The organism is Acinetobacter apis, from assembly GCF_900197575.1.
Taxonomy (GTDB): domain Bacteria; phylum Pseudomonadota; class Gammaproteobacteria; order Pseudomonadales; family Moraxellaceae; genus Acinetobacter; species Acinetobacter apis.
Genome location: NZ_FZLN01000001.1, coordinates 231,471 through 257,941, shown reverse-complemented (window position 1 = coordinate 257,941; position 26,471 = coordinate 231,471). Strand labels below are relative to the sequence as shown.

General features: G+C 38.6%; 17 protein-coding genes and 1 tRNA gene. 9 read left to right on the top strand and 9 right to left on the bottom strand.

Annotated features, from left to right (window positions below):
- Positions 1-87: 87 nt before the first annotated feature.
- From CFY84_RS01110 to CFY84_RS01100, 3 genes are all read left to right on the top strand, one after another.
- Complete coding sequence (locus tag CFY84_RS01110) at positions 88-2,931, top strand: EAL domain-containing protein (RefSeq protein WP_088822308.1); 2,844 nt, start codon at positions 88-90, stop codon at positions 2,929-2,931.
- A gap of 150 nt (positions 2,932-3,081) precedes the next feature.
- Positions 3,082-5,349: an NADP-dependent malic enzyme gene (locus CFY84_RS01105; protein WP_088822307.1), complete on the top strand. Its 2,268-nt coding sequence runs from the start codon at positions 3,082-3,084 to the stop codon at positions 5,347-5,349.
- An 82-nt stretch (positions 5,350-5,431) separates the two neighbouring features.
- A complete protein-coding gene (locus CFY84_RS01100; RefSeq protein WP_088822306.1) occupies positions 5,432-6,682 on the top strand; it encodes a multifunctional CCA addition/repair protein in 1,251 nt (416 codons plus the stop codon).
- Between the two features lie 17 nt (positions 6,683-6,699).
- Here CFY84_RS01100 and epmA read toward each other — a convergent pair whose 3' ends face one another.
- Together epmA and CFY84_RS01090 are read right to left on the bottom strand one after the other, a co-directional pair.
- Complete coding sequence (epmA, locus tag CFY84_RS01095; RefSeq protein WP_088822305.1) at positions 6,700-7,677, bottom strand: EF-P lysine aminoacylase EpmA; 978 nt, start codon at positions 7,675-7,677, stop codon at positions 6,700-6,702.
- Positions 7,674-8,741, bottom strand: coding sequence for a 4-phosphoerythronate dehydrogenase (locus CFY84_RS01090; protein ID WP_088822304.1), 1,068 nt, complete (start codon positions 8,739-8,741; stop codon positions 7,674-7,676). The genes epmA and CFY84_RS01090 overlap by 4 nt, the downstream gene beginning before the upstream one ends.
- A gap of 317 nt (positions 8,742-9,058) precedes the next feature.
- Here CFY84_RS01090 and CFY84_RS01085 point away from each other — a divergent pair, with 317 nt between their 5' ends.
- Entirely contained in the window at positions 9,059-9,886 is an 828-nt protein-coding gene (locus CFY84_RS01085; RefSeq protein ID WP_088822303.1) for an SDR family oxidoreductase, read from the top strand.
- Between the two features lie 57 nt (positions 9,887-9,943).
- Here CFY84_RS01085 and CFY84_RS01080 read toward each other — a convergent pair whose 3' ends face one another.
- Positions 9,944-12,154: a TonB-dependent receptor gene (locus CFY84_RS01080; protein ID WP_088822302.1), complete on the bottom strand. Its 2,211-nt coding sequence runs from the start codon at positions 12,152-12,154 to the stop codon at positions 9,944-9,946.
- Positions 12,155-12,503: 349 nt separating this feature from the next.
- Here CFY84_RS01080 and CFY84_RS01075 point away from each other — a divergent pair, with 349 nt between their 5' ends.
- On the top strand, positions 12,504-13,178 hold the full coding sequence (locus tag CFY84_RS01075; protein ID WP_088822301.1) for a response regulator transcription factor: 675 nt from the start codon (positions 12,504-12,506) through the stop codon (positions 13,176-13,178).
- A gap of 12 nt (positions 13,179-13,190) precedes the next feature.
- Positions 13,191-14,447 carry a sensor histidine kinase gene (locus CFY84_RS01070; RefSeq protein ID WP_088822300.1) on the top strand — a complete coding sequence of 419 codons (1,257 nt, stop codon included), beginning with the start codon at positions 13,191-13,193 and terminating at the stop codon, positions 14,445-14,447.
- Between the two features lie 50 nt (positions 14,448-14,497).
- On the opposite strand, the gene CFY84_RS01065 is transcribed toward CFY84_RS01070, so the two are convergent.
- From CFY84_RS01065 to betT, 3 genes are all read right to left on the bottom strand, one after another.
- Positions 14,498-14,587: transfer RNA gene (locus tag CFY84_RS01065), tRNA-Ser, on the bottom strand.
- A 124-nt stretch (positions 14,588-14,711) separates the two neighbouring features.
- Positions 14,712-15,341: a MarC family protein gene (locus CFY84_RS01060; RefSeq protein WP_088822299.1), complete on the bottom strand. Its 630-nt coding sequence runs from the start codon at positions 15,339-15,341 to the stop codon at positions 14,712-14,714.
- A gap of 13 nt (positions 15,342-15,354) precedes the next feature.
- Positions 15,355-17,436 (bottom strand): choline BCCT transporter BetT, encoded by a 2,082-nt coding sequence (gene betT, locus CFY84_RS01055; protein WP_228149568.1) that lies wholly within the window; start codon positions 17,434-17,436, stop codon positions 15,355-15,357.
- Positions 17,437-18,219: 783 nt separating this feature from the next.
- Here betT and betI point away from each other — a divergent pair.
- The 3 genes from betI (at position 18,220) to betA (ending at position 22,100) form a co-directional block, all read left to right on the top strand.
- Positions 18,220-18,837 (top strand): transcriptional regulator BetI, encoded by a 618-nt coding sequence (gene betI / locus CFY84_RS01050; protein ID WP_088823352.1) that lies wholly within the window; start codon positions 18,220-18,222, stop codon positions 18,835-18,837.
- On the top strand, positions 18,837-20,306 hold the full coding sequence (gene betB / locus CFY84_RS01045; RefSeq protein ID WP_088822297.1) for a betaine-aldehyde dehydrogenase: 1,470 nt from the start codon (positions 18,837-18,839) through the stop codon (positions 20,304-20,306). Before betI ends, betB begins: the two co-directional genes overlap by 1 nt.
- An 87-nt stretch (positions 20,307-20,393) precedes the next feature.
- Positions 20,394-22,100: a choline dehydrogenase gene (gene betA / locus CFY84_RS01040; protein WP_088822296.1), complete on the top strand. Its 1,707-nt coding sequence runs from the start codon at positions 20,394-20,396 to the stop codon at positions 22,098-22,100.
- A gap of 52 nt (positions 22,101-22,152) precedes the next feature.
- Here betA and CFY84_RS01035 read toward each other — a convergent pair whose 3' ends face one another.
- From CFY84_RS01035 to CFY84_RS01025, 3 genes are all read right to left on the bottom strand, one after another.
- On the bottom strand, positions 22,153-23,355 hold the full coding sequence (locus CFY84_RS01035; protein WP_088822295.1) for an amino acid aminotransferase: 1,203 nt from the start codon (positions 23,353-23,355) through the stop codon (positions 22,153-22,155).
- Positions 23,356-23,485: 130 nt separating this feature from the next.
- A complete protein-coding gene (gene cueR / locus CFY84_RS01030) occupies positions 23,486-23,893 on the bottom strand; it encodes a Cu(I)-responsive transcriptional regulator (RefSeq protein ID WP_088822294.1) in 408 nt (135 codons plus the stop codon).
- 9 nt (positions 23,894-23,902) lie between these two features.
- Positions 23,903-26,374 (bottom strand): heavy metal translocating P-type ATPase, encoded by a 2,472-nt coding sequence (locus CFY84_RS01025; RefSeq protein ID WP_088822293.1) that lies wholly within the window; start codon positions 26,372-26,374, stop codon positions 23,903-23,905.
- Between the last annotated feature and the right edge of the window lie 97 nt (positions 26,375-26,471).

Below are 26,471 nucleotides of genomic sequence, written 5' to 3'. Positions count from 1 at the left end.
ATCGGAAATTTTTCTAGTTTTTTTAACTTTTAACGTTAAAATGGAGAAATGAGTAACAGAATTACCGTTTTTTATGTGGGATAATCCATGCCTTTCACACAAAATGACTTATTAAATGAAAAGATTAAACAGCATAAAATAAAGCATTCTGCACAAACGATTCCTTATTTTTTAGCCACAACTTTTCTAACTTATTTTTTTATATTTATTAATTATCGCTTTAATTCAAGCAACCATGAATTTATTTTTAACACCTATTTTATTGTCAGTAGTATTTTAAGTATCAGTGCGTTTATCTATACGCAGTGGTTTGCTAAAAACATCCAAAATATTCAAATTAAGCACCATTTCCATGAAGTCATTACTTTAATCACAGGATTAAATATTGGCTTCTTTGTCTACTTGGTACATATTTATCTGCCTTCTAATTATCATCATTTGCTCTTTTCAGATACCTTTTATTTGGCCTTGGTCTTGGTCATTTCTTCACTGTTTTTTGCTTTGGTCTATTTAAGCTATCGTTTAATTTATTTCTTTTTGGTTGCTTTACCCGTCTGTTTTCCAATTTTGCTATTACAACCGCTACCAAATGACACAACCAACCCCTTTATTCCGCTGTCATTTAATTTTATTTTTATTGCTGTCTGCTTATGTGCAATCAGCTTAAATCGCCTATACACCAAGCATGTGAAACAATTGATTAAGTCTGAAAGTTATATTGAAAAGCATCAGGATCAGTTAAAAGTACAGCAGCATCAACAGCAAAATTTAAATACAAAATTAGAAAAAATGCTGCAAACACAGCATGATTTAGAAGGAAAAAACGAACACACCCAACAGCAACTTGACCAATATCAGCATCAATTATCAGACCAAATTAGTTTAATTTACAAGCAACAACATATCATTGAATTGGCAAAAAAAACCACCTATAACCATACTTGGGAATGGGATATTACTGCAGGCATTTTTAAAGAAAATGACCAATTTTTTGCTACCCTAAAAAATGATGCCATCATAGAAAAATATTTAGAAGGCATTATTCATCCTGATGATATTGCCATTTTTCTTAAACAATTAAAGCATCACTTTATTCATCAAGATGAAATTTTTCAATGTGAATGTCGAATTTTTCATGGCAATACATGGGTTTGGTTTGCTGCTATTGGGCAAATTATTCAAAATAAACCAGGGACTGTTGAACCCACATTTATGATTGGTTTGTTTAAAAATATTGAGCAACAAAAACAAGACCGTGATCGCATTGAGCAATCAAGTAACATTATTAAATATGTGGATCTAGGCATTGTCATCTTAGATGCTAAACTCAATTATGTCAGTGCTAATCCCTTTTTCTATAAAATGACAGGATTAAGTGAACGCCATGTACTTGAAAAGAATATCTTTGAGATTACAGACAGTTATGACACATCAAAACGTAGTTTACATTACTCAATCACAGACCAAGTCCTGAAAAAAGGTCAATTCAAAGGTGAATTTGAAGAACGCTTTATTTCAGGTAAAGAATTGAACATGCGGTGTCATATTCAAGTGGTCAAAGATGAATACTTAAATACGGTACAATATGTCGGTATCATTTCAGATTTAACAGACTACAAACAGCAAGAAAAGCGTCTGTCTTATCTTGAAAATTACGACACTGTGACCCGTCTACCAAATCGTTTTTACTACAACTATAAAGTCTATGAATATTTAATTACTGAGCGACAAAACATTTCTCAGCTTGCCATTATTCATTTATCCATCGATCGTTTTACAGCACTCAATGAATTCTTAGGCAATCAAACCACAACATTACTTTTACAACAAGTGGCAGAACATTTGAGAATTACTAACCCAAATGCCTTTATGATTGCGTATTTGAATCGTGAAGAATTTGTTTTGGTTTATGAAATTGATCATACCTGCCCGAGTATTCAAGAAACTTGCGGACAGATTGTAAGCAGTTTTAGTGAACCTTTAAATGTAGCCAATCAAGAATTGATCCTTACTGTGTCATTAGGTGCAGCAATTTTTCCAGAACATGCGCTTGATTTTGATCAACTTAACAATCATGCCCATCAAGCCTTATTACAAGCACAACGTGTCGGTGGAAACACTGTACAGTATTATTCAAAAGATCAGAATAATGCATATATTCAAGATGTTGACTTAGAAAACAAACTAAGACAAGCAATTAAAAACAATGAATTAGAGGTGTATTATCAGCCTAAAATTCAATTGTCAAACCATCAAATTGTAAGTTTTGAAGCGTTAATTCGTTGGAAGCACCCTGAAAAAGGACTTATGTCCCCTGCATATTTTTTATCATTTGCACGGCAAACCAGTTTAATTTCAGATATTGGTGAATATGTTCTTGAAGCATCGGTACATCAGCTCAAAATTTGGCAAGATCTTAACCTACCAAAAGTACGAATTTCAATTAATGTTGATCCGCAGCAGCTTTATCGTGGCAAATTGCTCAAATCACTTGATGAAATATTGGCAACATATCAAATGGATGGTGACTGTTTAGAATTTGAAATTACCGAGTCGTCATTGGTTGAAAAAACAGATTATATCCGTGATTTACTGAATGAATTTAAAGCAAGAAATATCAAACTTTCTTTAGATGATTTTGGGACAGGCTATTCTTCGCTTGCATATTTGACTGAATTTCCGTTTGATATTATTAAAATTGATCGATATTTTGTTAAAAATATGCATAACAAAACACAAAAAGCAGTATTGAATGCCATCATTGCCATGGGCAAAGCCATGTCTTTAGTGATTGTAGTTGAAGGTGTTGAAACACAAGAAGAATTGGACTTTTTCCACCAAAAAGAATGCGATATTGTGCAAGGCTACTTTTTTTCTAAACCGCTCAATGCGACCGATGCCAGCTTATATCTTCAGCAAATTTTCCGCTAACGTTTAAAGATTATTCAATAAAATCAGCTCAGTTGCATATTTTTGACCTGTTGTAACTGTGCTGAAACAAGAAGTAGTGCTATATTGAAATTGAAATACGATGCACCAGCATGAACTTCTTAATTTATTGTAAAAGCCAATGAGATAGAAATGGACGATCAAACACTTAAGCAACAAGCCTTATTTTATCATGAATTTCCAACGCCAGGTAAAATCAGTGTCACGCCAAGCAAACAGCTCAGCAACCAACGCGATTTAGCCCTAGCTTATTCTCCAGGTGTTGCTGAACCTTGCCTTGAAATCGCACGTGACCCATCAACTGCTGCAAAATATACTGCTCGTGGTAACCTTGTGGCTGTCATCAGTAATGGAACCGCGGTACTTGGCCTAGGAAACATTGGTCCTTTAGCATCAAAACCTGTCATGGAAGGTAAAGGTGTTTTATTCAAAAAGTTTGCAGGTGTTGATGTATTCGACCTTGAAATTGCTGAAAATGATCCAGATAAAATCGTTGATTTGGTTGCAGCACTTGAACCTACATTTGGCGGCATTAACTTAGAAGATATTAAAGCACCAGAATGTTTTTACATTGAGCAAAAACTTCGTGAACGCATGAATATTCCTGTATTTCATGATGACCAACACGGAACCAGTATTATTGTTGGTGCAGCACTGCTTAATGCCTTAGAAATTAGCGGCAAAAAAATTGAAAATTTAAAAGTTGTCGCATCAGGTGCGGGTGCAGCTGCATTATCTTGTCTTGATTTATTATGTGCTATTGGTGTGAAACGCGAAAACATCACTGTAGCAGATTCACGTGGCTTATTAACAACAGCGCGCGAAAATTTAGATGCATCAAAACAGCGTTATGTACAAGACATCCAAGCAACACAGCTTCATGAAGTGATTCATGGTGCAGATATGTTCTTAGGTTTATCTGCTGCAGGCATTTTAACTCAAGACATGGTTAAAACCATGGCAGATCAACCAATCATTTTTGCTTTGGCTAACCCAAACCCTGAAATTTTGCCTGAACATGCACACGCAGTCCGTGATGATGTGATCATGGCAACTGGACGTTCTGACTATCCAAACCAAGTTAACAATGCCCTTTGCTTCCCATATATCTTCCGTGGTGCATTAGATGTAGGTGCAACAACCATTAATGAAGAAATGAAAATTGCATGTGTACATGCAATTGCACGTATGGCACATGTTGAAGCAGATACCTCTGCTTATGGCGAAAAAGCCGCTGCATTTGGTCGTGAATATTTAATTCCAGGCCCACTAGATCCACGTTTAATTTTAGAAATTGCGCCTGCTGTTGCACAAGCTGCAATGGATTCAGGTGTAGCAACACGTCCTATTGAAGACATGGCAACTTATCAGCAAAAGCTGTCTGAGTTTGTTTATAACACAGCCTTCATTATGAAGCCGATTTTTGCTAAAGCGAAAAAAGCACCAAAACGTATTGCTTATGCCGAAGGTGAAGATGCACGTGTGTTACGTGCAGCGCAAGTTGTGGTAGATGAAGGCATTGCTCGTCCAATTTTAATTGGTCGCCCTGCTGTGATTGAAGAGAAAATCAAACAATTTGGTTTGCGTTTGCACAGCGGAATCAATATCGAAATTATTGATCCTGAAAACAATCCACACTATGAAGAAACTTGGAAAACCTATCATGACATCATGAAGCGTCAAGGTGTTACTGCAAGCGATGCTCAGCATCAAGCACGCCGTAGCGCAACCTTACTTGCTTCAATGCTCGTTAAAACTGGACAAGTTGATGGCATGCTATGTGGTACTTATAGCAGCTATGAAACCCATCTTGAGTTTATCCGTCATGTGATTGGTAAAAAAGAAGGTTCAAACCATTTCTTTAGCTTAAATACACTGATGTTGGCTGACCGTAACTTGTTCATTGCAGACACGTATGTCAATACAAACCCAACAGCAGAACAACTTACTGAAATGACTATTTTAGCTGCTGAAGAAGTACGTCGCTTTGGTATTGAACCACGTGTGGCTTTACTTTCACATTCAAGCTTCGGAAGCAATCAAACTGATCCAAGTGCGCAAAAAATGCGTGAAGTTTACAGTTTACTTGCACAACAAGCACCTGACTTAAAAGTTGAAGGCGAAATGCATGGTGATGCAGCACTTGATGAAAATATTCGTCAATTTGCTCAACCACAGTCAAACTATACAGGTTCAGCAAATCTTTTGATTATGCCAAACTTGGATGCTGCAAACATTTCATTTAATCTTTTAAAATCAACCTCAGGTAAAAATGTGACTGTAGGTCCAATTCTACTTGGTGCTGCAAAACCTGTGCATATTCTCACTCCAACGGCAACAACACGTCGTGTGGTGAATATGACTGCATTAACTGTTGCGGCAATTCAACAAGACAGCTAAACATTTGACATTTGATGTCATGTTGTGACTTGTACAAACCTCTATTCTGATGCATGATAATGTTTAGAATAGAGGTTTTTTCATGCGTGTTTATTTAGTTGGTGGTGCAGTGCGAGATCAGCTCCTTGGCCACCCTTACCAAGAAAAAGATTATGTGGTGGTCGGTGCATCGCCAGAAGAATTAATTGCACAAGGCTTTCAGTCGGTAGGCAAGGATTTTCCTGTCTTTTTACATCCGACCAGTAAAGAAGAATATGCGCTTGCTCGTACAGAGCGCAAACAAGGTAATGGCTACCATGGTTTTACCTTTTCAACTTCATCAGATATTACCTTAGAACAAGATTTATCACGGCGCGATTTAACCATTAATGCCATTGCACGCGATGAAGAAACCGGCGAGCTATTTGACCCTTATCATGGTAAATATGATTTAGAACATAAGATTTTACGCCATGTTTCTGATGCATTCATTGAAGATCCACTACGTGTTTTACGTGTGGCACGTTTTGCAGCACGCTATGCATCTTATGGTTTTACAGTGGCAGATGAAACCCTAGCCCTCATGCAAAAACTGGTTGCATCTGGTGAGTTAAATCATTTGGTCGCTGAACGTGTATGGAAAGAAACTTCACGTGCACTGATGGAAAAGCATGCAGAGGTCTATTTTGAAGTATTACGTGCATGTGGTGCTTTAAAAGTTTTATTTCCTGAAATTGATGCTTTATTTGGAATTCCGCAGCGTCCTGAATTTCACCCTGAAATTGACTGTGGTGTGCACACGTTGATGTCACTCAAACAAGCTTGCCAACAAAATTACAGTTTAGATGTACGCTTTGCCGTTCTTGTTCATGATTTGGGTAAAGCACTTACCCCTGCTCATATTTTACCGCGTCACATCATGCATGAAGAACGCGGTGTTGTTCCTGTTGCTGAACTATGTGATCGTCTTAAAGTGCCAAGCCAAACCAAAAAATTAGCCCTCATTGTGTGTAAAGAGCATTTAAAATGTCATCAAGCCCTAATTTTAAAGCCTGGGACATTATGGCGTCTATTACAAAAGCTTGATGTGCTTCGACGCCCGGAACAAGTCATTGAATTTATTCAAGCCTGTGAAAGTGATGCAAAAGGTCGTTTGGGATTAGAAGACCGACCATATCCACAAGCTCAATATATTCAAGAAGCGGTTGTGTGTGTTCGTAACATTAAAGCCCAAGACTTGCCTGAATATGTTAAAGGCCCTGACATTGGTGAAATGCTCATTAAAAAGCGGATTGAAGCACTTGGTGAATTAAAAGCACGCTTTAAAGACAAGCAGCTTGAATTAAACCATTAATCAATACCATGACCTTATCACGCCAAATGGGCAGGATAAGTCAATACCTGTTCTAAACGAGATTGCTGCTCCGCCACCATGAGTAACCGGTCAAGCCCTAAAGCAATACCTGAACAAGCGGGTAAATGTGGAATCGCTGCCAACAAATGTTGATCAATTGGCATAGCGCTTAAACCCAACTGTTGGCGGGCAGCATTATCTGCTTCAAAGCGCGTGGCTAATACATCACTGTCTAACAATTCATCATAGGCATTGGCAAGTTCTACACCTTCAATATAGACCTCAAATCGTGCAGCGACCGCTTCACCATCTTCATCTCGCCTTACTTTGGCAAGAGATGCCATTTCCTGAGGAAAATCAGTCAGAAAAACTGGTGTATCAAAACCAAGCGTTGGCTCAACCATATGTGAAAATAATAAATCCATATACCCTAAACGGTCATCACCTAAGTCAAGTGATAACCCAACTCGTTCTGCAACCTGCTTTAAATCAAACGCCGTTGCCTGTAATGGATTAATATCAAGCCGATCTTGAAAAGCATGTTTATAGCTGATCACCACAGGTTTAATCTGACCAAATCGCTCAAAACAACATAATTCAATCAGTGCAGCAGTTTCATGCATTAAATCTAATAATGAAAAATCAGGGCGATACCATTCAAGCATGGTAAATTCACTGTTATGTTTACGACCATGTTCATCATCTCGAAAGACTTTGCATATTTGATAGATTGGCCCACTGCCACTTGCCAATAAACGTTTCATGGCAAATTCAGGCGACGTTTGTAAATAATGAGTGGCCAACTGACCATGCACATGACGCTGTGCAGCCACCGATGCCAAATAAACGTCTGTGCTTCCTGCTGCAGATAGAATTGGTGTTTCAACTTCCATCACGCCTTTGTCATCAAAGAACTTTCGAATTTTGCGGTACATTGCAGCACGCTTTGACAACATGGTGATTTGACATGTGGGCTGATACGAGATGTGATTCATAGAAGATCCGCTCCATGAGATGCCCATTCACGGCGTAATGGATAAGTTTTTCTTAACTGATCAAATGCTGCTTGATTCACAACACCATCATGGATACATGCTCTTAAATTGCTGTCATCTGCCTGAATATCATATATTGCGTTTATATGCTGCATCAATGAATTGTGCCAATCTTGTCCTTCAAAAAAGCGATCACATGGAGGCAGTTGAGTTTGATACTGTTTTTCTATAGCAAAATGATAATGCTGACAAAATGCTTCATAAATCATTTGTGTGCCTTTGGCTTTACCCTCAAGGCTATATCCTGCGATATGTGGTGTTGCAATTCGTACAAGATCTAGCAACTGTTTTGAGATTTTTGGTTCATGCTCAAACACATCTAAGACCACATCACGCTGTGTTTGCTTGAGATCGGCAATTAAATCTTGTTCAGCAACTACAGGGCCTCTTGCACTGTTAATTAAAATGGTATCTTGTTTTAACTGCGCGAAGGTTGTTGCATTGAATAAATGAAACGTTGGATATAAACCGTGTTGAGTCAAAGGCACATGAATTGAAATCGCATTGGCTTCTTGTAATAACTGATCAAATGACACCTGTTCAATATGCTGATCATCTACAAATGGGTCATAGCCAATCACTCGCAACCCTAAATGTTGTGCCAAATGTGCCAATCGCTGCCCCACATTTCCCAAACCAACAATGCCAAGCGTTAAAGAAGATGGGTTAGACAGTAAATGGGGTCTTAAATACAATAAAGCGGTGATTACATATTCAGCCACAGCTTGTGCATTACACCCTGCAGCGTTTGCCCATGTAATGTGCTGTTCATTTAAATACTGAGTATCCAAATGATCGGTTCCAATGGTTGCACTCCCCACAAAGCCAATGGCTTGTTGGTCTAATAAAGCTGCATTGACTTGCGTTACTGAGCGAACCAACAATGCATCTGCACCTTGCAACTGTAGCGGGGTTAAAGTACGCCCTGCCACATGGTCAATTTTTGCAATATCTGCAAAAAAGTAGTCTGTAAATGCTAAATTTTCATCTGCAACAATTTTCATTGATCTATGCCAATCTTGAAAAATAAAATGTCATTTATCATAGCATTGTCCATGAAAAACGCCTAAATTCAGGCCATCAAATTTGTGAGGCAAGTCTTTTTTATACAAATTAGATGGATATATTGTATTGTTTTTATTAATAGTTTAGATTCTATAGTCATAAGTCCTCTATACTCGAATTCAAATAAACGGCACAACCTAAAGACTTACCGTACCGTAAATACAAATAGATAGAGATAACGCTTAACCATCTCGGTTTAACCAATTTAACTGGTTATTAAGCAACTTTGCATCAAAACTATAAATGGAGACGATTCATGTCTATTTCTGATTTAAGAAGTGTAGAAGAAGTAAAAAACTTTATTCGTGAAGACTACCAAGGTACAGGCAAACTGGCTGGAAAAGTTGTACTTGTGACTGGTGGGGGAACAGGTATTGGTCGTGCAATTTCATTCCATGCAGCAATTGAAGGTGCTGATGTTGCAATTACAAGCCACAGTTCATCAGGTGAACAAGCGGCATCTGCAAAAGAATGGATTGAAAAAATTGGTCGTAAATGTAATGTCTACCAAGTTGACTTAGGTGGCAAAGATGCATGTTATAAATTTGCACAAGATGTCTTAAATGACTTTGGTAAAGTCAACATTCTTGTCAGTAATGCAGGTGCACAATGGCCTAAAAACAACTTAGTTGATATTCCTGATGAGCAATGGACCAAAACATTTAATATTAACCTTGATCCAATGTTCTACCTCAGTAAAGCATTATTACCACAATTCCAAAAAGATGACTCAATCATCAATGTTACTTCAGTCAATGCTTATATTGGCGTAAAAGAGTTGGTCGATTACTCATCAACTAAAGGTGCGATGGTAAGCTTTACCCGTGCATTATCAAACCAAATTGCACACACAGGGGTACGTGTCAATGCAATTGCACCTGGCCCGATTTTGACGCCAATTCAGCACACATGGAATGATGTTGATAAATCAAAACTTGATGACTTAGGTAAAGATGTACCAATGTTACGCTACGGTTTACCAAGTGAAGTTGGTCCAAGCTTTGTTTTCCTAGCAAGTAAAGATGGCTCATACATTACTGGCCAAACCATTCACGTCAATGGCGGTATGATGGTTGGTGGTTAATTTCATCATCATAAAAAAAGGTTAGCATTTTGCTAACCTTTTTTTTGTTGTGGCAGATTAAAAACGATAAGAACCTTTCAAGCCAAAAGAGCGGCCGGGTGCAACTGTTGAAAACACACCCACATGTGATGCATCATAAACACGTTCATTGGTTAAATTATTGATATTTAACTGTACTTCAAATTCAGGCATGATTTGATAGCTGGCAAATGCGTCATAACGAACATGGGATGGCAACTCATACTTATTAATGTCATCCACAAAACGACGCCCTACATAGGTAATGCCGCCACCGACACGCAATTTGTCTTGCACTTGATATGTTGTCCAAAGATTTGCACTATGCTTCGCAATAAACTTCATGCGATTACCGCGTTCAGGACGTGGTACACCACGGTCATAGCCATTATCAACCAATTCACTGTCAAGATAAGTATAGCCGGCTGTAATATACCAAAGCGGTGTGACTTGACCCACGGCACTCAGCTCAGTACCACGTACACGGTTTTTACCATTGACTGTCACTAAGCCATCTATATCTACTGCACGGGCATTGGTTTTTTCTGTTTCAAATACAGCAAGATTTAATGACAATTGATCATTCAGCACTTCCCACTTTGTACCTGCTTCAATACTGCGAGTTCGCTCTGCTTTGACGTTATCTGCAAAACGGTTTCCGCTTGCAACACCATCAGCCCCACCTGCTTGTCCTAAATTCTCACCACTTGGATTACTTGAAGTCGCATAATTAACATATAAACGACCTTTAGGTGCAATCTTATAAATGACACCAAGCTGATAATTCCACATGTTTTCTTTAACTTTATTCACCATATTGGTTGATGAATAATCATCAAAACGTAACCCTAAATTGACATCAAGTCGAGGAAGAAGCTGCACCGTATCTAAGAAATAAAGCCCTGTTGCTTCAATTTCACCTGCTTTTTTCTCCGCGCCATATTGAATCGCAAAATTTGGATAATCACGATACGTTGGTGCATAGAAATTTACCGTTTCCGTTCCGGCACCCAATATGGTCATGTCTTTATTGGCAATACGTTCTTTGCTGTAATCAACACCCATCAATAGGTCATGCTGAAGTGCACCTGTTTTAAACTTGTTTTGTAAAGTCAGTTGCAAAGTATTGGCATGACTTGTGCGATATAATGGACGGTTTGCTCGGTTATACGTTAAGCCTTGACCTTCTGTTACACACGCAATGCCACTACTATTGGCACAACCAAAACTCACGCGTGTAAATAAATAATCTTGGCTGGTTTCTAAATCACGTGCTGCAAATCTAAGTTTAAGATCATCACTAAAGTCATGTTCAAAATTTAAATCAATACTGGTTGATTGATACTCTCTAAAATCAATATTTGGGCGCCCAAAATTGGTTTGCATGCTTTGTGTTTCAATTGGAGTGGTACGATTTGGGTTTCGCGCATTAGAAAATGGGACGCCCATATCAGGCTTATCATTAAACTGTAATCGACTATAACTTGCTGTAAATCTTGTTGGCGTATTTAAACCAAAGGTAATGGATGGTGCAATGCCCCATCGATCGACTTCAACTTGATCTCGATAGGCCAATTCACCACGATCAAGCATCGCATTCAAACGCATTGCAATATGTTCAGAGAAAGCCACATTATTGTCTGTGGTAAAACGCGTTTTGGTTTGGCCTTGACCTGAAGTTTGATACTCAGAAGTAACTTCAGATGCCGTTTTGGCTTTTGGCTTTTTGGTAATTAAATTAATGGTTCCACCTGTCGAGCCACGACCTGAATAAATAGAGCCTGGACCCTTGCTGACTTCTACAGATTCAATATTAAAAATTTCGTGTGAACCACGGGCATAATCACGCATTCCATCGACTAAAATATCAGTACTTGCTTCATAACCACGAATAAAAGGTCGGTCACCAATTGGCGTTCCCCCCTCGCCTGACCCCAAAGTAATTCCGGGAGTAGTTCTTAACACCTCTTGCAAAGAAGATACATTACGATCTTCTAACTCTTGTTTTGAAATAATGTTTACCGTACGTGGTGTATCAAGTAGTGCGGTTGTGATCTTATTGTTGTTCGAGACTTTACTATAATACGATGGGTTCGGTGTTGCTTGTGTTTTGATGGTTTCAAGCTGATGATGTGCTGTAGTTTCTTCTGCCCAAACCGCGGTTGATGTTAAAACTGAGCCCGTGAATGACAATGCTGACAATAAAACTTTTGAAGGAAGATCCTTCTTACGACTTGATATATATTTCATACATCTATCCAAGTATAAGTAAAACGAAATGAGAATGATTTCTTATTACATATATTTACACAAAGGATGTCTGATTTTTGTCATATTTTTAGCTATACCATGCAATTTATCCGATAAATTCATAAAATATTTTTAATTATTTTGTTTTTTTACCGATCAATAACGAATAAATCATTGTTTTAAAAATCATTAAATACACTTAAATTTTAATAATTTATTTATAATATATTAAATTAATTTTAAATTGAGTATCATGCTTTTTAAATCAATCAAGATGCCGATAGGATGTGCTATATTGCAAAGACCCAAATCGGTGCATTTTTATCAATGATTCAGGAGTGTGAAGAAAATGAGAATATTAGTGGTTGATGATCATATCGACTTAATTACCAATATCTTTGCATTTTTTGACCAAAAGGAATACATCTTAGATGCAGCTCAAGATGTTACAACCGCACTTCGGTTATGTGAGGATAATCACTACGATATTATTATATTAGATTGGATGTTGCCAAAAATCAGTGGCTTAGATTTTTTAACACAGCTTCGTGCAGAAGGTACAACCACCCCTGTCATCATGCTCACTGCAAAAACTGACTTGTCTGATAAACTGCAGGGTTTTGCAGCAGGTTCAGATGATTACCTGACCAAACCATTTTCTTTAGAAGAATTAGAAGCACGAATTATTGCCTTACATAATAGATCGATTGGCAAAAAAACCATTTTAGAAGTTGCAGATTTGCAATTTAATATCCTGACCAATGAAGTATTCCGTCAATCAGAAGCCATTCATTTATATGCTGCAGAACGTAAAATTTTAGCGTTACTGATGCGCGAAAGTCCCAATATTGTCACTAAAGAACGTTTAGAGTTCACGCTGTGGGGCGATAACCCACCTGATAAAGATTTATTAAGAATGCACATGTATGAATTACGCAAAAAAATTGATGCCAAATTTCCAACTAAACTCTTAAAAACAAGGCATAAAATTGGCTATCAAATCATTGATGATGCTGTCGCGTAAAAGGCACTTCATATGCCAAAAACGCTGAATTTAAAAAAACGTATTTTAGTCACGTTAATTACTTATACATGCCTATTAAGCCTTGCGATAGGTTTAAATGGCTTTATGATGAATGACCATTTAAAAGAATTAATTTGGGACAAACTGCTCAATTTAGAAATTGAACATTTTCACCAACAACTCCAACATAAAAAAATATCATCTAAAAAAGTTCTATGGTTTGATAATCAAAATGGCGAACATATTCCTGAAGAGTTTAACCGTCTAAACCCAGGCACTTATGAAAAAGTAAAATATAAAGATCAAGCCTATATGATTCGAGTCATCGAATCACCACAATACAAGCAAGTTGTAGCGATTAACATCACCAAAATTGTTCGGCATGAATACAGCATTATTTTATTCACCTTGTTACTGACCATCCTTGCGGTGATATTAATTACGATCATTACCTATCATCAGTTGAATCGTTTAATCAATCCATTACTTGAAATTGCACAAGGCTTATCCAAAGTTTCACCTGACCATGGGCAATTAAAAATTAAACATGATGCAGCAGATAAATTTGATGAATCTGCTATTTTGGTCAATGAAATCAATAAATTTGTTGAAAAGTCTCAACAATTTGTGAATAAAGAAAAAGAGTTCTTTGAAATTGCAAGTCACGAACTGAGAACACCGATTTCTGCAATTTCAGGCGCCATGGAAATTGTGTTAAAGCATCCCGAAACCAGTCCGCAAATCATGCACCATCTCAAACGCGTGAGTCGTATTACGCATGAAATGGAAGAACTGACTGCAATGTTATTATTTTTAAGTCGCAATAAAGAAAAACTAGACACCTATGCTGAAAATATGGATTTAGCTGAAGAAATCCCATTAATCATTGAAGACCATTCGCATTTATGTCGGAACAAAGAATTGACCATTATCAATGAAATTAAATCTTCGATCTATATTAAAGCGCCACCACAATTACTTAAAGTGACCTTAGGTAATTTACTCAGAAACGCCATTGAAAATAGCGACCGCGGAACCATCACCCTTTCCTATTACAAGCATACTTTTATTATTGATGACCCTGGGCATGGAATGACAGCACAAGAAATCTGTGCGCTATATACCCAAATGGCACGTAATGGCACATCATCTAAAAGTGGCATTGGGATTGATCTAACCTTAAAAATTTGTCACCACTATGGATGGCAATTGTCTTTTGACTCTTTAAAAGGACAAGGAACAACTGCATTATTGAAATTCAAAAATTAATTTCAATAATGCATAAAAAAAGCCCTGACTCTTGTCAGGGCTTTTGAATTTGGCGGAAGCGGTGAGATTCGAACTCACGGAGGGGGTAAACCCTCGTCGGTTTTCAAGACCGGTGCATTAAACCGCTCTGCCACGCTTCCATGTGCGGTATCATATAAATCTTTATCTAAATGATCAAGCGAAATTGCAAAGAAATGATTCAATTGAATATTGTTTCAGCACTTCATGCAGCATTCGCAGAAATAAAAGACAATAGTTGATCATTTACAGAGGCGTAACACCACTATTTTGTACAAGTCGGGTCACACCTGTCACAATCATATCAATAGCAATGGTGCCAATCAGCAGTGCAGATAGACGACCAACAATATCAAAATAATAATCCACATACTTTGCATGCTTATACCGCAAGTTATCATGCAAAAACTTCATTAAAATTAGAATTGACGACGTTAGCGTCAAAGTCACTGCTAAAACAGCAATCGCACCCCAAATTTTAATTTCCATGCCCATTACAACAGCAGCACTGATGGTACCAGGCCCAATCATGAATGGCATGGCGACTGTTCCTGCTAAATGTTCTGGTGCAGCACGAATTTCACCAATTGTATCTGCACCTTGGAACACATAACGATAACCAATCACTAAGAATATGATGCCACCAAATATTTGAAACGATTCAAAACGTACATTTAAATAGGTATTAAATATCGTCTCACCACCCCATGCGAAAAACACAAACACACCATAAGCAATTAAACTGCCTTGAATGAGTGCTTTGTTAAATATTTTTGCATCTGTATTACGTATCATCCCGACCATATAAATGCTCATTAAGAAGGGATTCAGCAATGCAAATAACAATGCAAAAGAATGGATATATGGTGTCAGCATATTGTATTACTCATCAAGAATCGTTTGGATCTGGAAAGCTCAGCGTTTTACCTGCTGTTGTTTCACGGTTCAAATGCAAGAATGTAAGATGTCGCTCGTATTTATCAAGTACATCATTAATCACTTGCTCTTTGCTATAACCCATCAAGTCATTGCCTTGGCTTCCTTCAAATAAGAAAGTTTCTAAACGGTAATAATATGTATTGCCAAGCTGACTACGACGGCTAAATTCAGGCGCATGATAACGTTGTGGCCAAATTTGGTAAATGAAATTCTGCTCTTCATTTAAACCCACTGTTAAATCAATATGATATAACTCAGCATCAAGCTCTTCAGTCATTGGGCTGACCGTCATACTGACTTCAACACCTTTGCTTTTAAGCTCTTTCATCACTTCTTCAAGCGCAGGTTGGCACGTTTTATTCAACATATCGACTGTGTTTTTACGCCCAGGATGATGCATAACACGAGACAAACGTTGTTTCCAATTCAAAATATCAACATTACCCACCACAGGTGCAGCATTTAATGATGTACTTTGATTACGGTAATCTTCAAGCCGCAGTGATTTTAAAATCCCGATCATGACAAAAATCATGACAAAACTAAATGGTAAGCCCATAATCACCGTTGCTTTTTGCAAACTACTGATTCCGTTAGACATCAGCATTGCAATGGTCAATAAACCAATCACAACAGACCAGAAAATACGAATCCAATTGGGTGCATCACTGTTAACATCTTTTAGCTTATAACAAAAACTACCAAGCACAATGGCACCAGAGTCGGCAGAAGTCACATAAAACAATAGTCCTGTAATAAATGCCAAAACTGCTGTAAATGAAAACCAAGGGTAAAAAGACAGTAACTTATAAAATCCAAGCTCAGGTTTTGCTAAAATTTCTTGTGCAAACTGTAAATTGCCATGAATCACTTGATATAAAGCGCTGTTGCCCATGATAGATAACCATGCAATGGTAAACAGTAACGGGATAATCAGTGTTCCAATAACAAACTCACGAATTGTACGTCCTCGTGAAATTCGAGCCAAAAATAAGCCAACAAAAGGTGACCAAGCAACCCACCATGCCCAGAAAAATAGCGTCCAATCTTTTAACCATTGACTGGTGGCAGGACCTTCATTTTGATGATAGGCAAAGGTATCTAAAGTCATAGATGGAAAACGACTAATATAATCGCCAATATTTAAGACAAAAGAATTCAGTAGAAAGGTGGTATCGCCTAAAAATAAAATAAACAGCAACAAGCCAATTGCAAAATAAACATTTAACTCTGCAAAGAACTTAACCCCTTTATCGACGCCTGTTGTTGCAGAAATAATGGTAATAACAACTGCAAAAACAACCAGCCAAGACTGAACACCTAGCCCCTCTTGAATACCAAATAATGTGGTTAAGCCATAGTTGAGTTGAACCACACCAATACCACAGGTGGTTGCTAAACCAAAAATTGCACCCAAAATCGCGGCAATATCAACCAAATGACCAATAACACCATTAATTTTGTCACCAAAAATTGGATACAGTGCTGAGCGAATCGTTAAAGGTAAATTATAGCGATAAGAAAAGTATCCTAATGCAATACCGACCAAAGCGTACATACACCAACCGGTCAGACCATAGTGAAAAATGGTGAGATTAATTGCTTGACGTGCAGCTTCAATGGTTTGACCCGGTCCTGTTGGCGGATTCATATACTGTGTAATCGGTTCTGCAACCGAGAAAAACATCAAATCAATACCAATACCAGCAGCGAATAACATCGATGCCCAACTCAGCATACTAAACTCAGGTTTAGAATGTTTTGGTCCGAGTTTAATGTCCCCATATCGTGAACAAGCAATAGAGATCACAAATACTATATATGTCGTGGCAATTGCAAAATAATACCAACCGAAACTCGATGATACCCAATTCACCACAGCATCTAGGATCGCTGTTGCTTGTGCATTAAAAAAAATAGTCAACAAAGAAAATGCCAGTACCAATCCTGCTGAAACATAAAACACCGTATGATTCAGTTGATCTTTTGCTGGCATCGCCTTGTTACTATTTGAGGAGTTATTTTGACTCATACAATCCTCTTTATTCATAAGTGATCAGACAATTCATGCATACAATGAAGTCTTAGCCGCCTAAAACCGTGCTTGACTTTATGCTCACTATAAAACACGGTCATCTTGCCGTGCTATCTGATCGATTAACGCCTCTTTTCATCTTCAATTAAAATAAAAGAGGGCTTTAGGAAAGCCATATTCGGCCATTTTTTATTGCATCAAATCAATCGACACGGACCTAGACTAAAAGGTCTCTTGGTCTGTAAAACACATTAATGATTGAGATGTTTTGGTGGTAAGAATTGGCCAAACTTATCACACTCGTGACTTATGTCCAAAATATCAAAAATTATATGTACAATAAGTAACCAACTATTATTCATTTTCGCCTCATAATTTAATTTTAAATATTTGTTTTTAATATAATTATCTATTTTTATATTTATATTGCACTGAATATTTCAATATTACTTCCCAAGTTATGGATTGGCTTGATCTCCCAAAGTCTATCTGTACATCTTATGTTATACCCTTTTATTTTAAATCATGTTACAGAAGTTACTATAAATTGAGACGTAATCTCATTTAAATGTTCTATTCATTTGGTCTTAGGGTGAATAAAATATATACAAAGATTAGACCAAGCTTGTTTTTAAAGCTCGTCTAACCACAGAATACTGTGCTTTTTTTACACAGTTACAACACCCATTGATTGAACGTTCAATCAATGGGTGTTAGGATAATTACAATAAATCATCTGATGTATAGATGTCTTCATCGTTATTTGAAACAAAGCATTTTATGAATATGAGCCGAGTGAAACCTGAACATATCCGTCGTGAACAAATTATTGATGCCGCATTTGATGTGATTTATAACATTGGTTTAACCAATACAACGATTGCAAAAATTGCGAAACAAGCTGGTTTATCGACAGGTATTGTCAGCCACTATTTTGGTGACAAACAAGGCTTAATTAATGCCTGTATGCGTGGCATGCTTAATGAACTGCGTACTCAGACTGAACAATATAAAGCAAAAGTCAGTCAGAACCCAGTTGATCTAATTAAAGCAATCATTGATTCAAATTTTGATAGCAGTCAAACCAATGCCAAAGCCATGCGTTTATGGCTTGAATTTTGGACTGCAAGTATGCACACCCCTGAATTAGGTCGTTTACAAAGAATCAATGACCAACGTTCTTATTCAAATTTGAAATATCACTTTTTAAAGCTTATTCCAGAACCACAAGCAAACATTGCAGCGCATGGCTTGGCTGCATTGATTGATGGGTTATGGTTACGAGCAAGTTTAATGGGTCGCCAAGACCATTTTGATGTCGAGCAATCACGTTTGATTGCCTATAACTATCTAAATACACAAATTCACTTATATCAAGAGTTGCAGGAGAATTCATAATGAGTCATGTACCAGTACATCCCCTTTATATTCATGGTAAATATGTTGAAGCAACCAGTGGTCAAACGTTTGATACCGTTAATCCTGCCAATGGCGAAGTCATTGCCCAAGTTCAAATCGCATCTGAGCAAGACATTAATCATGCTGTTGAAAGTGCACAAGCTGGACAAAAAGTTTGGGCAGCTATGACAGCTGTTGAACGCGCTCGTATTTTGCGTCGTGCAGTCGATTTATTACGTGAACGTAATGATGAGCTTGCAAAAATTGAAAGTACAGATTCTGGTAAAGCATTTTCTGAAACATCAACGGTTGATATTGTCACCGGAACCGATGTCCTTGAATATTATGCAGGACTTGCCACTGCCATTGAAGGTACACAAGTTCCACTACGTGACAGTAGTTTTTTCTATACTCGTCGTGAACCATTAGGTGTTGTCGCAGGCATTGGTGCATGGAATTATCCAATTCAAATCGCACTTTGGAAATCTGCACCTGCTTTAGCAGCAGGCAATGCAATGATTTTCAAACCAAGTGAAGTTACCCCATTAACTGCTTTTAAATTGGCAGAAATCTATACCGAAGCTGGTGTCCCAGATGGTGTATTTAACGTTGTTCAAGGTTTAGGCGAAGTGGGTGCATTATTATCTGCACATCCTGTCATTGAAAAAATTTCTTTTACAGGTTCAGTGCCAACCGGCAAAAAAGTTATGTCATCTGCAGCGAGTTCTTCTTTAAAAGAAGTCACTATGGAGCTTGGCGGCAAGTCACCGCTTATTATTTGTGATGATGCTAATCTAGACCGTGCAGCAGATATTGCAATGATGGCTAACTTTTTCAGTACAGGTCAAGTTTGTACCAATGGTACACGTGTCTTTGTACCAAAATCATTAAAAGCAGATTTTGAGCAAGCATTATTAAAGCGTGTCGAAAAAATTAAATTGGGCAACCCATTTGATGCAGACACCAACATGGGTCCTTTGGTGAGCTTTGCTCATTTAGACAAAGTATTGTCATACCTTGAGAAAGGAAAAGCGCAAGGTGCGACATTGTTAACAGGTGGTCAACGTGCACAGCAGCCTGAATTTGCACAAGGTGCATATGTTGAACCAACTATTTTCACTGACTGTACAGATGACATGGACATTGTGAAAGATGAAATCTTTGGTCCAGTCTTAAGCATTCTCACGTATGAGACTGAAGAAGAAGTTATTCGCCGTGCAAATGACACCGTGTTTGGCTTAGCAGCAGGGGTGGTAACTGAAAATATCACGCGTGCACACCGTATTATTCATCAAATTGAAGCCGGCATCTGCTGGGTAAATACATGGGGTGAATCTGCTGCGGAAATGCCTGTCGGTGGTTATAAACAATCTGGTGTCGGTCGTGAAAACGGCTTATCGACTTTACAACACTATACCCGTGTGAAATCAGTACAAATTGAATTGGGTGAGTATCAATCTATCTTCTAAGGTATTTCAAGCAATACTTCATGTGCAATCCATTTGATTGCACATGCTGATAGATGTCTCCCAAACAATGAAGGATATAAACACATTATGGCAAATCAAGAATACGACTATATTATTGTAGGTGCAGGTTCTGCAGGCAATGTCTTGGCAGCTCGACTCACCGAAGATGCAAATACCAGCGTTTTATTACTCGAAGCAGGTGGCCCTGACCATCGTGCAGATTTTCGTACCCAAATGCCAGCTGCCCTTGCCTTTCCATTACAAGGTCGCCGTTATAATTGGGCGTATGAAACAGATCCAGAACCCCATATGAATAATCGCCGTATGGAATGTGGTCGTGGTAAAGGTTTAGGTGGCTCATCTCTGATTAATGGTATGTGCTATATCCGCGGCAATGCTATGGATCTAGATGGTTGGGCAAAACTGCCAGGCTTAGAAGATTGGACTTATGCTGACTGCTTACCATATTATCGTAAAGCAGAAACGCGTGATATCGGACCAAATGACTACCATGGTGGTGAGGGTCCTGTCAGCGTTACCACACCGAAAGAAGGCAATAATGTTTTATTCAAGGCCATGATTGATGCAGGTGTTGAAGCAGGCTATCCACGTACTGATGACTTAAATGGTTATCAGCAAGAAGGCTTTGGCCCGATGGACCGTACAGTAACCAAAAAAGGCCGTCGTTCAAGTACAGCACGCGGTTATTTAGATACAGCAAAACAGCGTAAAAACTTAACCATCGTGACACATGCTGCAACGGATAAAGTTTTATTTTCAGGCAAAAAAGCCATTGGTGTGCAATATCTACATGGTGATAATACAACACCTGTTGTGGTTAATGCGCGCCGTGAAGTCATTATCAGCTCGGGAACTATTGCATCACCGCAAATTTTACAACGCTCAGGTATTGCCTCAAAAGCATTGCTTGATGAGTTTAATATTCCTGTTGTGCATGAATTACCAGGTGTTGGTGAAAATTTGCAAGACCATTTAGAGCTTTATTTGCAATATGCATCTAAACAGCCTGTGTCCCTCTACCCTGCTCTGCAAATGCATAATCAACCAAAAATTGGTGCAGAATGGATGTTCTTAGGTTCAGGTATTGGTGCATCAAATCAGTTTGAAGCGGGCGGATTTATTCGCAGTCGCCCTGAATTTGAATGGCCAAATATTCAATACCATTTCTTACCTGTGGCGATTAACTACAATGGTTCGAAAGGTGTTCAAGAGCATGGCTTCCAAGCACATGTGGGTTCAATGCGTTCTCCATCTCGTGGACGAATTCGTATTACATCGACCAATCCACATGATCATCCAAGCATTTTGTTTAACTACATGGCAACAGAGCAAGATTGGCAAGAATTTCGCGACTGTATCCGTTTAACGCGTGAAATTATGCATCAACCTGCACTTGACCCATATCGTGGTCGAGAAATCAGCCCAGGTAAAGATGTTGTCACCGATGAACAACTTGATGAATTTGTGCGTAATCATGCAGAAACTGCTTATCACCCATGTGGTAGTTGTAAAATGGGTGTTGATGATATGTCCGTGGTTGACCATCAAGGTCGTGTCCACGGTGTAGAAGGTTTACGTGTGGTTGATGCGTCAATTATGCCAATTATTATCACAGGCAACTTAAATGCAACCACGATCATGATTGGTGAGAAAATTGCAGATGTGATGCGTGGTAAAAAAGAACCACGTTCAACAGCGCCGTATTACAAAGCAGATCCTGCTGTATTGCGCCAGCCACCAAAACGTCCTTTTAGTGATGATCAAATGATTTAATGTTCCATAAAAAAGGGCTACTTATTCAGTAGCCCTTTTTTTAAATACGATATTAAGCGTCAGCTAAAACCTGTGCAATCGCATCAGCAACATAATACACATTCTTTTTATTTAAACCTGCAACACAAATACGGCCGCTGCGAAGTAAATAAATGGCATGTTCTTCAAGCAAACGATCTGCTTGCTCGCCAGTTAAACCGGTATAACTAAACATACCGTTTTGTTCAACCAAATAATCGAAGTTTTTGTTTGGTAAGCGCTTAACGAGCTCATCACGTAAAATAATACGCATTGCTAAAATACGTTCACGCATTTCAGCCAATTCTTTTTCCCAATCTGCTCTTAATGCAGCATCATTCAATACTTTATTAACAAGCAATGCACCTGTTGTTGGCGGGTTAGAATACACACGGCGTACCGTTGCTTTTAACTGACCAAACACATGGTCGGCATCTTCAGTACTATTTGAAACAACTGTTAAGCCACCAACACGCTCGCCATACAGCGAGAAAATTTTAGAATATGAGTTGCTTAAAATAAAGCTTGCACCTGCTTGGTCTAAAGCACGGATTGCATAAGCATCTTGATCTAAACTTTCAGCAAAACCTTGATATGCAATATCTAAGAATGGAATCAGTTCACGCTCAAGTAACACTTCAATCACTTGATCCCACTGTGCAGGCAATAAATCTGCACCTGTTGGGTTATGACAACATGGGTGAAGAAGTACAATATCATGCTTTGGAATTTGCTTTAAGCAATCCAACATCGCATCAAAAGCAACGCCGTTGGTGTTTTGATCAAAGTATGGATATTCTGCGGTTTGAAAACCTGAGCCTTGGAAAATCGCAATATGATTTTCCCATGTTGGCTTACTTACCCAAACTTTTGATGTTGGAAAATATTTTTTTAAGAAGTCTGCGCCAATTTTTAATGCGCCTGAACCGCCTAATGTTTGAATCGTCACTGCGCGGTTTTCTGCACGTGCTTTGCTGTTGTCGCCTAAAAGCAATGCTTGTGTTGCATCACAATAGCTTTTCAAACCTGACATTGGCAAATAGAGTTTGGCTTTATCGACTTGTTGACCAATCTCTAAAGCAGCTGTTTTCACTGCATTTAACTGAGGAACAATACTTTCTTCAGTATAATATAGGCCAATGCTTAGATTGACTTTGTTCTCACGCGTATCATTTTGAAATTTTTCCATTAATGATAAAATTGGGTCGCCTGCATAAGGCTCAACATGTTGAAACATAGCTCACTCTAGTCCGCTCTTACTGTTTCATTATTATATACATAGATTGATGACAAGGTATGTATACTTTTCATGCAAACACGCCCTTTTTTGCCATGAAATCGAAGATTTAAATTCACACCATCAGATCTTATTTATGATCCGCTCCAAGCCCTTGTTCTAAATTATCAAGAATAGGACACGGCGCTTGCTCATTGCCTTGACAGCACGAAGTCACTTGTTCCAATACAGATACCATGTTTTTGAGCTGTATAATTTGCTGATTTAACTGTTCAATATGAGCCAAAGCCAATGTTTTCACCTGCGCACTTTGTCGGTCTTTATTTTGCCACAATGCCAGTAAGCCTTTAATTTGTTCAGATGAAAAGCGTAATGATTTTGCATGTGTAATAAATAGCAATGTTTGGATATGTTGTGCTGTATAAATACGATACCCTGCATCTGTTCGTCCAATTTCAGGTAATAAGCCAATTGACTCGTAATGACGAATCATCTTGGCTGAAAAACCGACCTGCTTAGCAACTTGTCCAATATTCATAACAACCTCTTATTGATGTTTTAAGCTTGGCGGTTTGAATTGCGTTAACCGCAGTGCATTGGTTAAAACAAATACCGATGATAAGCCCATCGCAAATGCTGCAAGCATCGGGGATAACGAAATTTGATAATGGGGATATAAAATACCAGCAGCAATCGGAATTAAGGCAATATTATAAATAAATGCCCAAAATAAATTCTGTTGAATATTTTTAATGGTGGCTTGGCTCAGTGCAATAGCGGCAATTGCAGCATCTAAATCACCCGACATTAACACCACATCGGCAGATTCAATGGCAATATCTGTACCTGTACCAATGGCAATACCTACATCGGCAACCGCTAATGCAGGCGCATCATTAATACCGTCACCAATATAAGCCACTTTGCCATAGTTTGCTTGGAGTTGTTCGATGGCTTGAGATTTGCCTTCAGGTCGGACACCTGCTATGACATCATCAATCCCCAGTTGCGTTGCAATCGCTTGTGCGGTTTTTTCTTGGTCACCACTAATCATCACCACCTTTAAGCCTAGCGCATGCAATTGTTTAATGGCTGAAAAGCTGCTTGGTTTAATTTCATCGGCAATAGTAAACATCGCAGCAAGCACACCATCAATCGCAACATAAATTACAGTTTTTCCTGAGGTGATGTCTTGCTCAGCATCTGTTTTAAATTGTTGAATATCAATTCCTAAGGTATACATAAACTGATCAGAGCCGACCTGTATTTTCATTTGATCGATGGTGGCATGAATACCTAGCCCAGTGACAGTAATGAAGTGTTCTACAGCTAAAAGCTCAAGCTTCTCAGCTTTGGCTCGATCTAAAATTGCCAATGCCAACGGATGTTCTGAAAATTGTTCAAGCGATGCCACATATTGTAAAACGTGCTGTGCTTGAAAAGACGGCGTCACAGTAAACCGTGTTACTTGAGGCTGCCCCAAAGTAATGGTACCTGTTTTATCAATCCCAACCGCTTTGACTTCTTTTAGACTTTGTAGAGCATCACCTTTACGAAACAAAATACCCATTTTTGCGCCCTGACCTGTTGCCACCATAATTGATGTTGGTGTGGCAAGTCCCATAGCACAAGGACAAGCAATGATCAGCACAGCAACTGCATTTACCAAAGCAAAAGATAAACTTGGTGCAGGTCCCCAGATCAGCCAAATTAAAAAAGTAATCAATGATGCCAACATCACCACAGGAACAAACCACGTGGTAATGCGGTCTACCCAAGTTTGTATAGGCAGCTTACTGCCTTGTGCCTGCTCAACCATTTGTATGATCTTGGACAGCACAGTGTCATGCTGTGCAGTATCAACATAAACAGTTAATTGTCCTTGTTGATTCACCGTCCCTGCCACCACACGGCTTCCAGATTGTTTTTTCACAGCCAAAGGTTCACCCGTAATCATGGATTCATCTACATAACTTTGTCCTTGATTTACTACACCATCGACTGCAATTTTCTGTCCAGGCAGAATTTGTATTAACATGCCTGTATGAATGGCATCAATTGCTACTTCTGACACCGTACCATCTTCAGCAATGACACGTGCCATTTTGGGTTGAAGCCCAATTAAATGCTGAATGGCTTGTGATGTTTTACCTTTGGCCTTGGCTTCAAAATATCGACCCAACAAAATAAGCGTCACAATCACAGCAGCTGCTTCAAAATAAACATGCAATGTGTGTTCAGGCAATACGCTTGGAAATAACAGTGCCACCATTGAAAAGCCATATGCCGCGAGTGTACCAACTGAGACCAAAGAGTTCATATCAGGTGCTAAACGCAATAATGCAGGAATCCCTTTTTGATAAAACCGACGCCCAGGGATGACTAAAACCAAAGTGGCTAAGACAGCTTGAATGCTCCAATTCAAGGTTTGTCCTAAATGGCTATGAATCCATGATTCAAAACCATGTGACACATGACTGCCCATTTCCAGTAAAAAAATGGGTAAGGTAAATAAGACTGCGCACCATAAATCACGTTTTAAATGTTGGCGTTCATGGGCTTTTTGCTGACTTCGGTCAGAGGGTACTTGCTGTTTAATTTCTGTTGCAGTATAGCCTGCACGCTCCACCACCTGTTCTAAGCGATGTGCTGTGACAGTTTCTTGACACGTTAAGGTTGCTTTTTCAGTTGCAAGGTTAATATGCACAGAAATCACACCTTCAACTTTTTGTAAGGCTTTTTCAACACGTCCAACGCACGACGCGCAGGTCATACCTAAAATATGTAACTCAATGGTTTTATTGGGCTGAATCACGTCATAGCCTGTTTTTTTAACCACAGCGATTAAATCAGCCTCGTTTAAGTGATCACCTTGAATCACTGCCCGCTCTGTGGCTAAATTCACGTTTACATCTGCTTGTGGAGCCGCTTTTTTTAATGCTTTTTCGACTCGTCCAACACAAGAGGCACAGGTCATGCCATGAATTGTGAACTCGACACGGTGTGTACTTGCACCCATGATCAATGTTTCCTTGAATAAACTATGGACACCTTAAACCCTGCCATAATGGTAAAGTCAAGCGAGAGATTTGACAAATCAAACACGGCTTGACCTT

Coding starts and splice junctions, on each gene's coding strand:
- betT (WP_228149568.1), bottom strand. CDS start 17,436: ATGAGTCAAAATAACTCCTCAAATAGTAACAAGGCGATGCCAGCAAAA.
- betB (WP_088822297.1), top strand. CDS start 18,837: ATGAGTCATGTACCAGTACATCCCCTTTATATTCATGGTAAATATGTT.
- CFY84_RS01110 (WP_088822308.1), top strand. CDS start 88: ATGCCTTTCACACAAAATGACTTATTAAATGAAAAGATTAAACAGCAT.
- CFY84_RS01070 (WP_088822300.1), top strand. CDS start 13,191: ATGCCAAAAACGCTGAATTTAAAAAAACGTATTTTAGTCACGTTAATT.
- betI (WP_088823352.1), top strand. CDS start 18,220: ATGAATATGAGCCGAGTGAAACCTGAACATATCCGTCGTGAACAAATT.
- cueR (WP_088822294.1), bottom strand. CDS start 23,893: ATGAATATTGGACAAGTTGCTAAGCAGGTCGGTTTTTCAGCCAAGATG.
- CFY84_RS01090 (WP_088822304.1), bottom strand. CDS start 8,741: ATGAAAATTGTTGCAGATGAAAATTTAGCATTTACAGACTACTTTTTT.
- CFY84_RS01100 (WP_088822306.1), top strand. CDS start 5,432: ATGCGTGTTTATTTAGTTGGTGGTGCAGTGCGAGATCAGCTCCTTGGC.
- CFY84_RS01080 (WP_088822302.1), bottom strand. CDS start 12,154: ATGAAATATATATCAAGTCGTAAGAAGGATCTTCCTTCAAAAGTTTTA.
- CFY84_RS01075 (WP_088822301.1), top strand. CDS start 12,504: ATGAGAATATTAGTGGTTGATGATCATATCGACTTAATTACCAATATC.
- epmA (WP_088822305.1), bottom strand. CDS start 7,677: ATGAATCACATCTCGTATCAGCCCACATGTCAAATCACCATGTTGTCA.
- betA (WP_088822296.1), top strand. CDS start 20,394: ATGGCAAATCAAGAATACGACTATATTATTGTAGGTGCAGGTTCTGCA.
- CFY84_RS01085 (WP_088822303.1), top strand. CDS start 9,059: ATGTCTATTTCTGATTTAAGAAGTGTAGAAGAAGTAAAAAACTTTATT.
- CFY84_RS01025 (WP_088822293.1), bottom strand. CDS start 26,374: ATGGGTGCAAGTACACACCGTGTCGAGTTCACAATTCATGGCATGACC.
- CFY84_RS01105 (WP_088822307.1), top strand. CDS start 3,082: ATGGACGATCAAACACTTAAGCAACAAGCCTTATTTTATCATGAATTT.
- CFY84_RS01035 (WP_088822295.1), bottom strand. CDS start 23,355: ATGTTTCAACATGTTGAGCCTTATGCAGGCGACCCAATTTTATCATTA.
- CFY84_RS01060 (WP_088822299.1), bottom strand. CDS start 15,341: ATGCTGACACCATATATCCATTCTTTTGCATTGTTATTTGCATTGCTG.